The sequence below is a fragment of the Pseudoalteromonas sp. SG43-4 genome (assembly GCF_014164325.1).
Taxonomy (GTDB): Bacteria; Pseudomonadota; Gammaproteobacteria; order Enterobacterales; family Alteromonadaceae; genus Pseudoalteromonas; species Pseudoalteromonas distincta.
On sequence record NZ_JACJFB010000002.1, the window covers coordinates 395,518 to 410,740 of the forward strand.

Annotated in this window: 9 protein-coding genes; 7 read left to right on the plus strand and 2 right to left on the minus strand. The window is 36.6% G+C overall.

Annotation, left to right across the window (positions count from 1 at the left end; translation table 11 throughout):
• Window positions 1–4 precede the first annotated feature (4 nt).
• The gene (locus H5160_RS03815; protein WP_159577776.1) at window positions 5–178 is read right to left on the minus strand and encodes a methylation-associated defense system helix-turn-helix domain-containing protein MAD1; all 174 of its coding nucleotides are present in this window, start codon (window positions 176–178) and stop codon (window positions 5–7) included.
• A gap of 434 nt (window positions 179–612) precedes the next feature.
• Here H5160_RS03815 and H5160_RS03820 point away from each other — a divergent pair, with 434 nt between their 5' ends.
• The 7 genes from H5160_RS03820 to H5160_RS03850 all read left to right on the plus strand — a co-directional run bounded on the left by H5160_RS03820 (window position 613) and on the right by H5160_RS03850 (window position 9,576).
• Window positions 613–1,491 carry a TnsA endonuclease N-terminal domain-containing protein gene (locus tag H5160_RS03820; protein WP_182736784.1) on the plus strand — a complete coding sequence of 293 codons (879 nt, stop codon included), beginning with the start codon at window positions 613–615 and terminating at the stop codon, window positions 1,489–1,491.
• On the plus strand, window positions 1,488–3,686 hold the full coding sequence (locus tag H5160_RS03825) for a DDE-type integrase/transposase/recombinase (protein ID WP_182736786.1): 2,199 nt from the start codon (window positions 1,488–1,490) through the stop codon (window positions 3,684–3,686). Before H5160_RS03820 ends, H5160_RS03825 begins: the two co-directional genes overlap by 4 nt.
• Window positions 3,687–3,698: 12 nt before the next feature.
• Window positions 3,699–5,117 (plus strand): AAA family ATPase, encoded by a 1,419-nt coding sequence (locus H5160_RS03830; protein ID WP_182736788.1) that lies wholly within the window; start codon window positions 3,699–3,701, stop codon window positions 5,115–5,117.
• Window positions 5,110–6,099, plus strand: a complete 990-nt coding sequence (locus H5160_RS03835; protein ID WP_182736790.1) for a TniQ family protein — start codon at window positions 5,110–5,112, stop codon at window positions 6,097–6,099. The genes H5160_RS03830 and H5160_RS03835 overlap by 8 nt, the downstream gene beginning before the upstream one ends.
• Complete coding sequence (locus H5160_RS03840) at window positions 6,024–7,523, plus strand: TnsD family Tn7-like transposition protein (protein WP_182736792.1); 1,500 nt, start codon at window positions 6,024–6,026, stop codon at window positions 7,521–7,523. The genes H5160_RS03835 and H5160_RS03840 overlap by 76 nt, the downstream gene beginning before the upstream one ends.
• A gap of 995 nt (window positions 7,524–8,518) precedes the next feature.
• On the plus strand, window positions 8,519–8,899 hold the full coding sequence (locus H5160_RS03845) for a hypothetical protein (protein ID WP_182736794.1): 381 nt from the start codon (window positions 8,519–8,521) through the stop codon (window positions 8,897–8,899).
• A gap of 251 nt (window positions 8,900–9,150) precedes the next feature.
• Window positions 9,151–9,576 (plus strand): hypothetical protein, encoded by a 426-nt coding sequence (locus H5160_RS03850; protein ID WP_182736796.1) that lies wholly within the window; start codon window positions 9,151–9,153, stop codon window positions 9,574–9,576.
• A gap of 843 nt (window positions 9,577–10,419) precedes the next feature.
• Here H5160_RS03850 and H5160_RS03855 read toward each other — a convergent pair.
• Window positions 10,420–14,856 (minus strand): hypothetical protein, encoded by a 4,437-nt coding sequence (locus H5160_RS03855; protein ID WP_182736798.1) that lies wholly within the window; start codon window positions 14,854–14,856, stop codon window positions 10,420–10,422.
• Window positions 14,857–15,223: the final 367 nt, after the last annotated feature.

The following is a 15,223-nucleotide window of genomic DNA, read 5'->3' on the forward strand; positions in this document are numbered from 1 at the left end:
GTCCTTATTTTTGTTTTTGTTCTTCAATCCACTTTTCCAAATCTACGCGCTTAAATCGCCAACTTCCACCCACCTTAAAACCGGGTAATTTGCCTTCACTTGCAAGACGATAAGCCGTCTTTTCATTTAGCTTTAAGTAGGTTGCGACTTCTTGAATGGTCAAAATATCATCGGCCATGTTTAATCTCTGTATGTGAACAAATTGATAGTATGAGAAAATTGAGGAATTAGCAATTGATCGCAATCGATCTTATTTTGTTATTTTGTTGTATTTTTGAGCGGTTAAAAATTATTTTATAAAATATTTATTTAATTTTGATCATGCCTTAAAAATATTTGTTTATCTTGCGTTGAAATATTTCAATTTTTAAAGCCCCAAAATATCTCACAACAAAATTATTGTTTCCATTTCCAATTCAAAAACTTATTTTTAGTCAAAAAACTTGCGTTGATTTAATTCAATTTTCACTTGCACAATTCTGATGTTGTTCAAGGTTGCTGTTGCAACACAAAAATGTTGTTTTTCATGTAGTTATGGTTTTTAGGTGGGTTGATCAAAGTTTGATCTACAGGCAAGATATTATTCCCGAATGAATCAATTGCAGGATGCATATGAAATTAAAAGAGGTTACCGCTACACCAAAAGTTATGGAAAAGTTAAACCGGTGGAAGCGTGACATACAAAGTTTAACAACGGAGAGCTATCGGCCATATTTAACGGTAAAAGCGGTTAATCAATATGGCCGTAGGCATTGGATCTTTTGCAATGTACAGAAGCGTCATGCTCATTTGTTGAGTGATGGTGAATTACGGATGTACAAAAAATTGATTTGGGCCAGAGGTACTAAGCGCGTATTTGAGCAGTATGCACTCGATTTAAATGAAACTTTAAATATTGCAGTCGCGGGTAATTTAATTCATCCACGCAATTGGGAAACCTCGGAGGCATATGTGATGACAACAGATTTTTTGGTTCAACATCAAAACCTAAAAAACCCGAGTCGCATAATAACGACGGCATATAGTTTTAAATATGCTTCTCAAATTTACGTGGTCGATGAGGAAGGGACTGAGCTGGAGGGCTCGATACAAGGCGAAGAAATAAAGGTGCTACAGCGCAAGAATGCTCGAACTTGGCAGAAATTTGCCATTGAACGAGAGTATTGGCGACGCCGTGGTGTTAAGTATCAAATTGTTACGGAATTGGATGCTACCAAGGAAGAGTTCAATAACATCCGCTTCTGTGAACCTGCGGGTTTTATGAAGTTTGAGGATGAATTGGTTAGAACATTCGTATTTACTTTTTGCCACGTATGGCAAAGATACTTCATGAAACCACTTGAGTTTTTACTGTTACATACAAGGCAACAGCTAAATTGCTCTGATGAGCAAGTTATTCGGCTTTTTCAATTTAGTGTACTCAAGCATTTTTTGCCGCTTAAGCATAGTAGTACGTTACAGTTCCATCGCCCAGTGGAGCTTATCTTATGATGCTCAGAAGAGGTACGCGCCTGACTAACGAGAAAAAGAATATTGATCTTCTTGTTTGTCACGTTAGTTGTTGTCGACGGTTTACTGCTTTGTATGATCTAAATGGTTTTGACCCCAAAAAAAACCTTTCTAAACCTGAAGCATGGCGTATGGATGATGTATTGGCACACATAACTAGCCATTCATTAAAAGTAGAGCGTTTTAACTATCCGGTTGTTATGACTAGAGGTGATGGCTGGATTGCTACTGAAATGGGTAAAGGTGCCTGGCTTGATAAACGTGACTACAAATTTAAGAAAATCGAAAGTCTTGTTAGTCCCGATAAAATTGAGCAGTACTTGTATGGCAAGGGGCTAGCGGCTGAGATAAAGCCACTTCTCGGAAAGGCTAAGTGGAAAGGGAAAGCATCATTTCATTCTGCGATTAATCGATACATCATTTTTGGTTGTACCAAAAACTCATTGTTGCCATTTGGCTTAACGAAATGTGGCTCAAACTACCGTCATGTTAAAGACTTGAGTGACTCCCAGATTAAGCGTGGTCCAAACGGTAAGAACGGTAAAGTGAAAGTTCGTTCAAACGCACGATGTGTAAATGATGTTGATAAATTAAACATTAAAAAAACTGCTGCTTTTATCAAATCTAATCACGTTAACTTTTCTATTGCGTTTGCTTATCGGCTATATCACAGGACATTTGAACGCTATGTAATCGAAAGAGAGACGACACTAGGTACCCAACATATCTTTCACCCATTTCCTGAGGAAGATCGAATCAGTGATGGCATGTTTCGCTATCACTTTAAAAAAATTATTGATAAAGCATCACTTCTTCGTTTGAAACATGGAGATGTTAACTTCGCCAAAGACTTCGAGGATAGACAAGGCAAGTCTTTTGATGGTGTACTTGGCGCCACACAGCGCTATGAAGTCGATGCAACCATTCTTGATTGTTACGTGCGTTACCCTTTTGATACAAGTAAGCGCTATTCAATGGGGCGTCCTGTTTTATATCTCGTAGTCGATGTTTATTCAACAATGATTGTTGGGATGTATTTGGGGTTTGATGGCCCCAATTGGCAAGGAGTATCTCAGGCTTTGGCAAATGCATGTTTAGATAAAGTTGAATTTGCTAAACGTTTTGGCGTTCTTCTCGATGAAAATGATTGGCCAGCTAAACATGTGCCAATTGAATTAGCAATAGACAATGGACCTGAGTATAGGAACACCTTCATTGATGCTCTTTTAAACGCGAGAATTGGTATTGAAGATGTTGCGTTTATGGCAATTTATCGCGGTGATGCTAAAGGAGTGGTTGAGCGCAAATTTGGTACTGTTAATGATCAAGTTATTAAGTTTGTTCCTGGTGCATTAGCAGATCTAGCAAAACGTGAAGATAGCCATGCATCTAATAATGCGTTGTACGATTATGACTCATTGATGCAAGTGTTAATCGCAGAAATCTGCTACCACAACAATTCAGCAGATCGTCTCAAGCGACTTAACTTCAAGGGCCTTGAAAATGGTGCAGACTTTACGCCCAAAGCAATTTTTTTGAATAGCTTGGAAGACATGAAAAAGGTAGGTCGGTTAAACCCTGAAGTAAGTGAGGCCAAAATTCGGTGGGCATTTTTGCCTGAAGAGCGTGCGACGGTAAATTCTAGCTGTATACGTTTTGAAGGGGTCGAATACCATCACCCTTATTTTAATTCTAGTAGTGGCTATGCTAGAGCTAGGCATCATGGCGCATTCAAAATATTGGTCAAAAGGATGTACGACAATATTAATGAGCTCTTACATGAAACCGACGATGGTCAGATCGTTAAGTTACGCCTTAAAAATATCAATAACGAAAACCCTTTAGCAAGTCAGCATTGGGAGCTGGTAATGCACTTGATGGAGCAAGAAAAAAATATGCTTCACGAGCATAAGCAAAATGCTCTGATAACACGTGCATTTTGGGATTCTGTCACTGACCAAACTACTTTACAGCAGGAAGCTGAGCGCTCGCTCGCACCTAAAAACAAACGTAAATCTATCCAACCAGGCATTAAAGCTCGTCAACAAATTCAGAAGCTTGTGCTAAGAGCTCAAGCGAATCAACAGTTGGATAATACATTTGGTACTGGAACCGACTTAGAGTCAATGAAGCCCGCCGTCATGGATGACTTAGACGACGAATTGTATGGAGATTAATGGAGTAATCTTATGAAAAAAGAAGCGATATATCGAAAACACCCGCTTGATAGCTTAAATGGAAATCCTCTTACCGAAGCTATTGAAGTAATAGCGCACGAAGATGAGCTGAATAAAAAGCTTACTTTCAAACCTACTTTTGAAAAGAACTTAACTGATATACCAGCTGTATATCAGCAGGTATTTCTAGAGCGCTTAGAAAAGGTTCACGTTCCAGCGCCATACTTATATGGAATGTATAACAAGTTTGTAGGGCTTATTTTAGATGGATATTCTAAGTACAAGCCACATTCTGCGGAAACTAACAAATTGCAAATGGCAATCGCCTTGGCAGCTAGAAAGGGGGAGCGATTAGAAGAGGAATTTATTTCTCGAACAACCGCGCCTAGCGTATTTGTTCATGGTCATAGTGGTGTTGGTAAGACGAAAGGAATTCGCAGTGTTCTGAAAGTGATCCCACAAGTGATCAAACACAACAAGTTTGAGGACAAAATCTTCCGGCAAGATCAGCTCGTTTGGGTATCGCTTGATATGCCATCGACTCCATCAACCAAGGGATTGGCGCTCAATTTCTTTAACGCTGTTGATGAAGCCCTTGATACAGATTTTTATGAACAGTGGAAAGATAAATCACATTACTCTGTAGAGCGCCATTTAAGTCAAATGCAGTCAATTGCTGTGGCACATCATTTGGGGTTGGCTCATATTGATGAATTGCAGTTCATGTTGAAATACAAAAATAGTAAAAATGCGCCATCCTTCACTACGATTGAAGCTTTGTTTAACAAGTTGGGTATTCCTATTGTTCTTTCATCAACAACATCTGGTAGGGAGATGTTTTTATCTGATACTAAAAGCCCAGATTTTACGATCACACGCAGACTCTTGACCAACCGTGAATATCAGTTTTCTTTGTACGGGGTAAAGAGTAAGTTTTTTAACTCTCTCTTTGATGCATTGTTCCCTGAATCATTTTGTAAGAGTAGCGAAATGCCAGATAAGCAGTTCAAACAAGTTTTTTGTTATTTAACGTGTGGTCTGCCTGCAATGATGACGAGGTTGGCGATACTGCATCATGAGTCAATTGCAATGTTGAAGAATAAATACCCCGATAAAGCCGATGCATATCGCACGGGTGACGTGGAGAGGTTACATAAGACGTATAATAATCAATTCTCTTTGATTGCTGGAGCTTTAGATAATCTAAGAGCGGGAAATATTCAACAGTTTGATGAGGATGTGAACAAACTGGATGAAAAAGAGCATGTTTTAACAAACGAAGAAGTAAAGTTAGCTGCAAAAGCTGAGCGCAAAAAAGTACAAAAGTTATTACCTGACGTAGTGCCAGACCCATTAGGTATACCTCGTGTGTGTATGGATATTGATTCTAAAGATATGCTCAATTTCATTAAGGAGGGTTACGATGAGTAAAGTATCATTTATGCCAACCCCTTTTGATGGCGAGCACTTTGCGGGAGTGGTGTCTCGTAAGGCAACCCTTTTAGATAGTAGTAACCCTAAGCTGGTGTTTGAACGCATGCTTTCAGAGGATGGCTCTTTGAGCAATCAACGAATCTATCATCCGTTAATTGATATTGCTGCGAATGCGTATGAGGGGAGTATAAGCAGAGAATATCTGTTAAGAAAACACTCATTGTTTCCTTATTATTCACCTTCGATGCATTTTCGTGATGTTGATAAGATCATTAATAAACGGATCAGGAAAGGAGGCCTTTGGAAGCGCTGCGAATTTATTGAGCAAGTACCATCCTTATCGGCTCCATTATGCAGAACATTGTCGTTTTCTTTAGCTTGGCGATGGTGTCCATTATGCGCCATTGAAGATGAAAAACGTGTAGGTACTTCCTATTGGCACGTTGAACATCAGTTACCTTCGATGATCACTTGTTCAAAGCATGCTTGCGAATTGTGTGAAAGCTGTAATAACTGTGGATTTTCTAGCATTGACATAAGAATTATGGCGACGCCACCAACCACCAATAAATGTACTAAATGTGGTGCTATTCATAGGGCAAGTTACGTAGATTTAAATGGGCATATTACATGGGTACAGCAAGCGAGTATGGATTTATTAAATTCACCTGGAATGCTTTCTAAACCATACTTTGAACACGTAATGAAACGAGGTATTCAAAGTGGCTTTTCTAATTTAAACGGAGGGAGAATACGAGAGCAAGTATTTGTGGCAGCGAGACTTCAGCAAGACTTTGTAGCGTGGTTTTTTGAACATGGTTTTGAACGTTTTTTTCATGAACCTGAAGCTGTTATCAATTACAAAACGTTAAGTCTCGAAAAGGCATTACGAAACGTAAATGGATGGCATCCATTGTTTGTATTGATGTGGCTGCGGTTTTTGGCGGTAGAATGGCCTTCGTTAGAAATTGCAGCTTAAGTGCGCTGCTACCCAACGAGACTATTTACAGTTGGCTCGCTAGAGCAGGGTTAATAAGCGGTTTAGCTACGGATCATGACTTTTTGCTGGTTAGGTTGGGATATACTGGCCAGCAATTAACATCCATATTTCCTCCCTTTATTGTTCAAGTTTCACAATCTGTGGGATTGGACATTAATGAGATAATTACAAAGCACAGCGTATTGCCATTTTTTAAGCCTTTTATACGAAGTGATATTTTTCAAAATGCTCACGATAACTTAAGCAAAGGGTTATGTGTTGATTCGTATAACCAATTTTCATTGTTGGCTAATCGAATACCTGAGCCCACAGTTTTAAGCTATTGTTCAAAGTGCGCAGCGCAAGATATAAAAAACTTTGGGGTTGCTTACTGGCATGTAGAACATCAATTACCTTGGGTCAAATACTGTCCATTTCATTTGATAAAGCTAGAACACATAAAGCGTGAAAGAAAATTGCTCGTTTTGCCACCTCAGGTTGTAAGTGAGAGCAAAGGTTTAACTCAGGCAAGCCTAAAGCAGGCAAGACTTGCTCAAGATGCGTATGCACTTTGGTCTTTAAATTTAGAGGCCATCGATTCAGATGTTTTGAGAAGGGTTTATTTACATGGGTTAAATGCGAATAATCTCGTATGTAATTATGGGTCAGTCAGGCAAGGAAAATGGCAAACAAGCCTTAAGGAGTACTGGGTAAATGAGTTGCCTAAAGGGCTTTTTGATGCGGTTTTTGGGGGGAGTAAAAGCAATAGCTACCCATCAAACTTTATTTATCAATCTCACGCTCAGTTTCACTCATTAAAACACCTACTCGTGATACAGCATTTATTTGGCAGTTTGTCAGAATTTTTGAAGTGTTGTTCTAATCCGAATCAATTAAACGTGAGGCCAGATCATGTAATTAATGATGTGTTTGAACGTGTTAATCCAGAAAAAACAGATTTACTTTTAAAGCAGCTAAGAAATGGCATGAGTATGCGCCAAGCTGCTAAGCGAGCAAACGTTAGTGTGGGGTATGCTAAATCTGTAGCTATACAAAATAACATACTAATACAGCGTAGAGCACATTTCCTATTTGCGACAGAGCGTAAGCAAATTCTTTCTAGGCTAAAAGCTGGTGAACTTACTACTTCAATTGCCAAAGAGATGGAATGCTCGCAAAGTGCAGTTGAACAGTTATTGACTCAGTTTCCTAATATTAAAAAATTACGTATCCAGCTTCGATTTAAAAAGCAACGCAACACGCATCGCTCAATATTACATGAATGTTTGGATAGAACAAAAGCGCCTACTCGTGGAGAGATTCAAGCATTATGTAGAAGTTCTTACACGTGGCTTTTTAAACATGATAAGGAATGGCTGTATGAAACTTTACCGTCTGCAATACCAAGAAATAGACGTAGATGATGTTAGGCTGAAGCCTTAATTTGGTTAAATACTGTAATGAAGCCTTGTTTGCGATCAGGATGAAGCCTTAATTTGGTTAAATACTATAATGAAGCCTTGTTCGCGATCAGGGTGAAGCCTTAATTCAGTTAAGTACTGCAATGAAGCCTTGTTTACGATTAGAGTGAAGCCTTAATTTGGTTAAATACTGTAATGAAGCCTTGTTTGCGATCAGGATGAAGCCTAATCCGGTTAAGTACTGTAATGAAGCCTTGTTCGCGATCAGGGTGAAGCCTTAATTCAGTTAAGTACTGCAATGAAGCCTTGTTTACGATTAGAGTGAAGCCTTAATTTGGTTAAATACTGTAATGAAGCCTTATTTGCGATCAGGATGAAGCCTTAATCCGGTTAAGTACTGTAATGAAGCCTTGTTTGCGATCAGGATGAAGCCTTAATCCGGTTAAGTACTGTAATGAAGCCTTGTTTGCGATCAGGATGAAGCCTTAATTTGGTTAAATACTATAATGAAGACTTGTTTGCGCTCAGGGTGAAGCCTTAATGAGATTTGATCTGAGAGAAAACTATATGTCTATGGACATTATTGATGACTTACTTTTTGAGGGCGGCTTTGATTAGTCATTCATTAGCAGGCCTGATTCAAATAGAAGTTCGAAGGAGTGCAGAAACTGAATATATGTTGACGGAATCAATAATATGTAGTAGCTCATATCCGATCTTACAGTTTAAAAGAACGGGTTTAGACTTAGCCTGACAGGCGACTTTGAGCGATAACCAGACATTGAGATTGTCCAAATATCGTCGTGAATTGATTGGTTAAACTGTATCGTTAGCGCATATTAGTTTATTTAACTCTACCTAAAAATTTAGAAAACTTAATAATAGTAATGCTTTAGGTTATTTGTTAAAACATATAATGTAGATAAATGAGCGTGAAGTCGGCAGAAATATGCGCGATGAGCACACTATTAAATTGTTATATTACAAAAGGAGTTGTGGTGAAGTTTCTTAGTTTTCTATCGTTGTCTGTCTTATCTTTCACTACTCAAGCTTGTATGTTTCCGCCTAAAGGATTGATTGAGGAGCACAATAATCTATTTGATTTATTAGTTCTATTTTCCCTTTTAGTTGCGGTTATTTCACTGCTAATTAGGTTGTCTCATCAGAGGTCTAGATTATGGGTTCCTGCACTTTTAGTCTTAGGTTTTGGTTATTTCCCTTTTATTTTATTCAATCTTGATAGTTACGGAATTATTGGTCCAGCTGGTGCTTGTGGTCGTCCTGGTATGGTTTTAATTGGTCAAATTTGTTTAGGTGGTTACCTAATTATTTTGTGCTACGAACTATTTAAGTATTTTAAACATCGGCGTAAGTTGTAATATAACAAGAACATTAAACGGAAAAATTACAGTTGGCTGTTTTTCGTTCCTCAAACATTATAGCCAACTATAATTTTCCGCTTATGTAAGCGTTAGGTGCTTTGGTGAAAAAATGTTTACTTCGGGATGGGAGCCAACGCTTCTGGACGCATACACGCAGGGCGGCTTCGCCATTGTGCCCTACGTGCCTGCGCCCCTTATTTAAAAGTTATGTGTTTTTATCTGATCAAGTTAAAACCAAGAGGTGAAAATTGACTAATTATGAAAGAAAGAGTTTGTTTGAAGCTTACTCAGAATATGTAAATGGAAGGTTTAGCGAACTCACTGATTTTGTCGTATTAGTAGTTGGGTTTTGCTTAGGCACACTATCAGCTCAAAAGATACCACCAATGTATAACCTCTTTATAATGGCAGTTGTTCTCACTACTTTCCTTTACTTGATGTTAAAGGAAAGAAACGCACCTGACTCTAAGTTAAAGTCAACGCTAGATAGATTAAAGGATAAATACAAAAATAAAGAGAACAACGAAGAAATAATGGAAGAGATCCACTCCTACGACATATGGAATGGATTTAGTGGAAGAGCCATCAAGTCAAACTTGCCACTCATATTCGGCACTATATTTTGTATTTACACACTAATAGAGCACGCCGCTAAAGCGTTTTACTGGTGGTAACACATAACAAGTCAATTAACAGAACAAAAAGCAGTTGTTTTTGCTCCTTCATTGCTTATTTTAACAAACTATATCTTCCCTTATTTGAGCGTTACCAATGACTGCTCATGGCACTTATGCGACTGTCAGATTTGATTAAGCCCTAACAATAAAACCTGACAGATAAAGTTAAGACTTATTCAAATAATACGCAAGGTTAGTTGTCTATTCCCAAACTCCAAATACATAACTTAGTTACTTTTTATGTTGGTGGACCGCTTTCTTTATCAGTTGTCGAAAGCGTTTTGTTCCCCCCTCAAGTTTTGGATGAGCATACAGACCTCCTACGACGCTCGGTGTGTTTGGTAGAGTTAGTAAACATTTCTAAATATTGCCCGATTAGAAATGAATTAATCTGGTTGCAAACTTTATTTTAAATCGTACACACCGAGACTTGTTAGATTGAGTAGGGAGTTGCAAACTTTATTTAAAAAACGTCCAACCTAAGTAATTGAGTTACAAGACCTGCTAGTTGCAAACTCTATTCATGATCTACAGCAGAGATGTGATCAGAGTTATTATAGTTTGGGAATGAAATTATAGATTGGGAATTTCATTATAGATTGGGAATCCAATCGCTATTCCCAATCTATAATTATTGAAAAAGGTGAGCTCCAGTGGCTCACCTTTTTTGTATAAAAACTTAGTTGGCGATCAACAATTAAGTTTGTGAACGCTACAATTAAAAATGTGAACACATAAATAAGAAAAAAGCGAACCAAAAATTGGAGTTTACAACTATTTTGGGGCACTCCAAATGGTTCGCTCTTTTATTTAGAAATGCCATCTCGAATGATATTTCGATTATATTTTTAACATTTCATAAATACTGCTTATTTTGGCATTACTACTATAGTTCCTACTTTTATCAATTATTGTAAATTTACCTACTAAATATAAATCGTCATTGCTTCCTGTTTTTAAAACATCAGTTACTTTTTCTGACGCTAATAATGCAGTGCCCAAACAAGAACCTAGTTCAGGTTTATAAGCTGGATACCATTCATGTAGCCAGTATATAAATGAAGAATTACAAATATCACCTTCTAAATAATTAATACTACTTTCCTTGTACTCCATAGCAGGGTCGCCTGCGCCAATTAAGAAACGAGGATTAAACACCCCTCTTAAAAAGTAATCTATTTCCCAGCGGTTTAATCCTTCCGGAAATAGTTGCTCTGCTAAATAATTACATTCAATTTCAGAGTCAATGTTTATTGTTTTTCCTTCAATAATTTCTTGAGCGGTTAAAGTAATATTATTAGGTATTTCAACACAGAGAACCTCTAAATCAATAGATACGTTTAAATAATCTCTACTAACTGGGGCACTTGCTTGTAATATTATTTTTGAACTATGACTTAGCTCCTTAAGTATTTTTCTTAAATCATCTTGTGTTGGTAATCCTGAACTTCTGTTAAGTTCCTCTAGCTTTGGCCAACCCTCAGGTGGGAGGGAATGAAGCAATTTTGAGTACTCCTTACCCAATGGTATAACTTCGAGATTAAAGCGCTCAATGTATTTCTGGAAATCAGGGAAATTAACTTTAGCAAATAGTAAAGTTCTAACATATGCAGAAAGTACTACAGACTCAGTTTGTGATGAAAAGCTTCCTAGTATAGGTTCGGCATTAGAAAATTGATCTCCACAGTAATTGTGAGCTTTAAAAAATGGGACTGCACACCTTTTTGATATGGTTTCCCATTCATGAGAGATATGCTTTGTGAATGGGTATCCTGTGGCTTCCTCTAATCGTTCCATATTGTTATAAAACATAGGTGAAGAACTATACTTGGCCTTTATAAATTTTTCTGGGATTTTATAATTATCTATATTCTCTATAGTTTCGTAATAACTACTGGATAAACGACTAGTTCTACCTGTTAATTTCTGGAGAATATAGTTAGAAGTTAATGAGGGGTGATTTATATTCCTTTGTAAGTCAGCAAATTTGAATATTTCAGTATCTACTAATAGCAAAATAGATAAAAAGTCTGAAATTTCAGTTTCAAAAGGTAGCTCACTCAAATATTTTAAATATAGTTTTTTATAGTGTTCGGCATTTTTAAATGTAAGAGTATTGGCTATTTCTTTAGCAGTCTTCAATCTCATAACCCTATCAGGAAGGAAGAAATTTTGAAGCAATAAATTATATGCTATAGCATCGAACTTAACAGGCTCTTCTGTCCAATAACAAGGTTCAAGCGCAAGGTGAATTGTTTCTTGCTCTATACTGGAGACCATGACTTCAGTAACTTCAACAGCTTTATCATATTCTCCGGCTGCAATTAGGTATTGAACTAAGCGTTCTGTCGGTACAACAACCGATTCATTACCGCGGATTTTTAAGTTTTCACCTTGAAGTGAGTCTTTTAGTAGATCTGACCATCTATTGGAATATATTTTTGCAAACTTATTAATCATTGACTCAGTTCTACTCCCCCCCATATAGCGAATCCAACAATTATTTAACTGTAAACATCTTACAGCCCACTTATACGATTTAGCCTTTCCTTGTAGTTTTTTACTTAAATCAAAAATCAACTCAAGCCCTTTGTCTAAACTGTAAGGTAATTTGTTATTACTCTCAATTATGTCATTAAACTTCTGTATTACTTCAAGACCTTTACCTTGCTGTTGCCAACATTTAACCCACATTTGATAACAGTGGAAGTGGTCTTTATATGATAATTTATCAACAGCTTTAGCGAATGATATTAATTTTTCAGGAGGGTAATTCTCAGGAAATATTAATAAATTTTTATCTTTATCTGCATCACTATATTCACGTTTTCTAGGAGATGGAGGCTTTGAGCCAAGAAATTTAATTTGTTCACTAAGTGCTTCTCTTATATTAGTAGCAACTTTGGACCTTCTTTCTAAAACATCAAGACTCTCTATCTTTGATGAACACCTTATTAAAGCTAAATCAATTTCATCGTTAAAATCAGTAATTTTAAAATAAGCAGGCATAATATCATCTAGTACAAACCAGTTTTGTTTCGAAAGATGATATGTAAATTCATCAACAAGTCTTTCAGGATAATGTTGAGATATTAAATTAATCCTCCATGAAGGAATATGCCGTATTTCACGCTCAGTAAATTCAAATATCTCATTAGTAAATGGAGTCAATCGTTCAAGCCAGCCTTTAACATCACCAATACCACTTTTGCCGCACGACTCTATGGCATCGTATAACTCACTTAAAGTTGTATCTTTGCGGTGCCCATAACCGAGGGTATGTTGTGCTGTTTGATTAACAAGTTCCATTACTTGATCTTTAAGGTCAAATTCCAAAGCTATCGCAGCTTCTTCTATAGCATCTCTGCATAGTTCAGCAGTATTATCTTTCCTATTTGCTAAATGAGAAATAGCTTCATTAAAATGATTTTTAGAAAACTCCCTAATTACTCCTACATCAATTAACTTGGCTGATTTCTTTAAAAATAAATGGCCGTTCCACCAACTGCATTTTTTTACTTCTAAAAATATATTTTCATTAAATGGGCACACTAAATCAATATTCTTTAGCAATAAGTAAAGATCTGTTGATATCAATGGTAACGACCTGATAATTGAACCTGTTACATCGAAAAATTTGTATTCTTCGAGTTTAGGTAAAGTAGTTTCAAGTAAATGATAAATTGAAAGTGGTGAAAATTTTTTCTTTCTATTAATACTATTACCTAAACTTATCGCCATATATTTAAATGCTAGTAAAGCTTGCTGAAAGTGTTGCTCCTTATCAGAAATTTCAATTGATAACGGTAGTACTACTTCAGATGGTTCAACCAAGTAATTTAGCAAGTTCTTAAAAAAGAAATCATGTAAGTAATATTCTGAAATACTTTCTAATGTAATTGGTTCAATATCTTCTTTAGATACTTTAGTTTTGTCTATTAATTGGTGATTAAGGTAGTAATACAATCGCCCAAGAGTAAATGCCCTTGTCATCTTAGACAGGGGGTGATGCTCGTCTAATTCTATTTCTTCAGTGCTTGAGGCGCGTACAAGGGCGTCGGTAACAATTTTTATACAGGATTCAGGGATTGCTTCTTTTGATAGTTCAAATAAACAATAACCTTTTCCTTTAGAGATTAAACTGTCTACCATATATCGAAATGGTGCTTCAATTGGTTTTATCCTTTTAATAAATCCTGTTATTCGGAGCATATTAGGTTCAATAACGTTAATAAGAATATCAATAACGGCATTTACTAATTCATGAAACTTATTTCCATATCGACTGCCTTTTATTCCGCTATAGAACATTAGCCTTCTAATTAGCTCATTAATGGCTTCCTCAACAATTAAATCATCACTGTTTTGCAATGAAGACGTAACAACGACAATTTCTTTAGGATCTTTTAGTTGTCGTAAGTGATCAGCGCGCCATAGCAATGCATAACTATCAGGGGTATATTCGAAAATACAATTCAAAAATGTGGAGTAATTTTCATATAATTGAAACTCAACCCCATTTAAAAGTCGTATTTTTATTAATCTAAGGTCAACTAACTTTGCAAATAAATCATTTTCCAGTGCCACCTTTTCGGCATAATCCAAAATATGCTCAATGTGCTCACTTAAATAACCTTTACTAAATGACTCTTTTAGCCAAGCTCTAGATATACCTGACATTAGATTAGAGAAATCGCCTAGCTTAGCTTCGATTATCCATAACCACCCCCATACCCAATATTCAGGGGCCTCTTTACTTAACCAGTTTTTAACCCTTGGCAACAATCTATTTGAAGCTTCTTGGTACTCACTTCTATTCATTAGAAATACATTGATACTGCTATGAAATGAGTAAATACCGCTTCTTTTACTATCTAAAAGGTGTTCAATGCTTTCATAAGCAGTTAAAAAGTCACTACTATTATTGAAACAGGTACCAAGACTATGCGAATTAGGCCAAGGAAAATCAACACAACTCAAAAGGTATAGTACTTCTTTAGCTGTAGGAGATAGTTGCACCCATAAATTTTTATAATATTGATGAATGTTTCCGTCTGGGCATCTAGGTAATTGCTCTATCGTATGTTCAGTAATTACTTGACCAGAGCGAATCAAATTCTTCATTGAATAAAGCATATGAAGAGGATAGCCATCACTCACGTTTTTTAGTGCCTGTGTGATTTCAGCTAAAGCAGTTTCGTTTTGAGATTTATTATAATTAGGTAAAGTTACTTGTCCTGAGTCCCGCTGTTCAACAAGCCAAGAATTAATAGCCATTAAACCCATTGGTGGCAATGAGTGCCAATTAGAGTCTCTATCAATAAGTGTTGAAATTTTGATGGGAAGTTGAGATTCATTAATTGGCTGAGTACCTAAAATTAAACACGCATTTTCAGGCGTAGGTAAAAGTTTATTTACTAGATGATTTAATTGAGAAATATCACTCCTTTCTCTCCATACATGATCTAATCCATCTAAAATGATGATTAATGGTTTACCAGTCGTTTTTGCTTGTTGGCTTGTAGTGGTACAGTGATTTTAGCCACCCATTAAGAAAGAAATGTTATGCTGATAAGCATACAAATTTGGGTGAAAAAATGACGAAATTAAAACGCGCATCGTATTCTGCAGCAATAAAATTAGA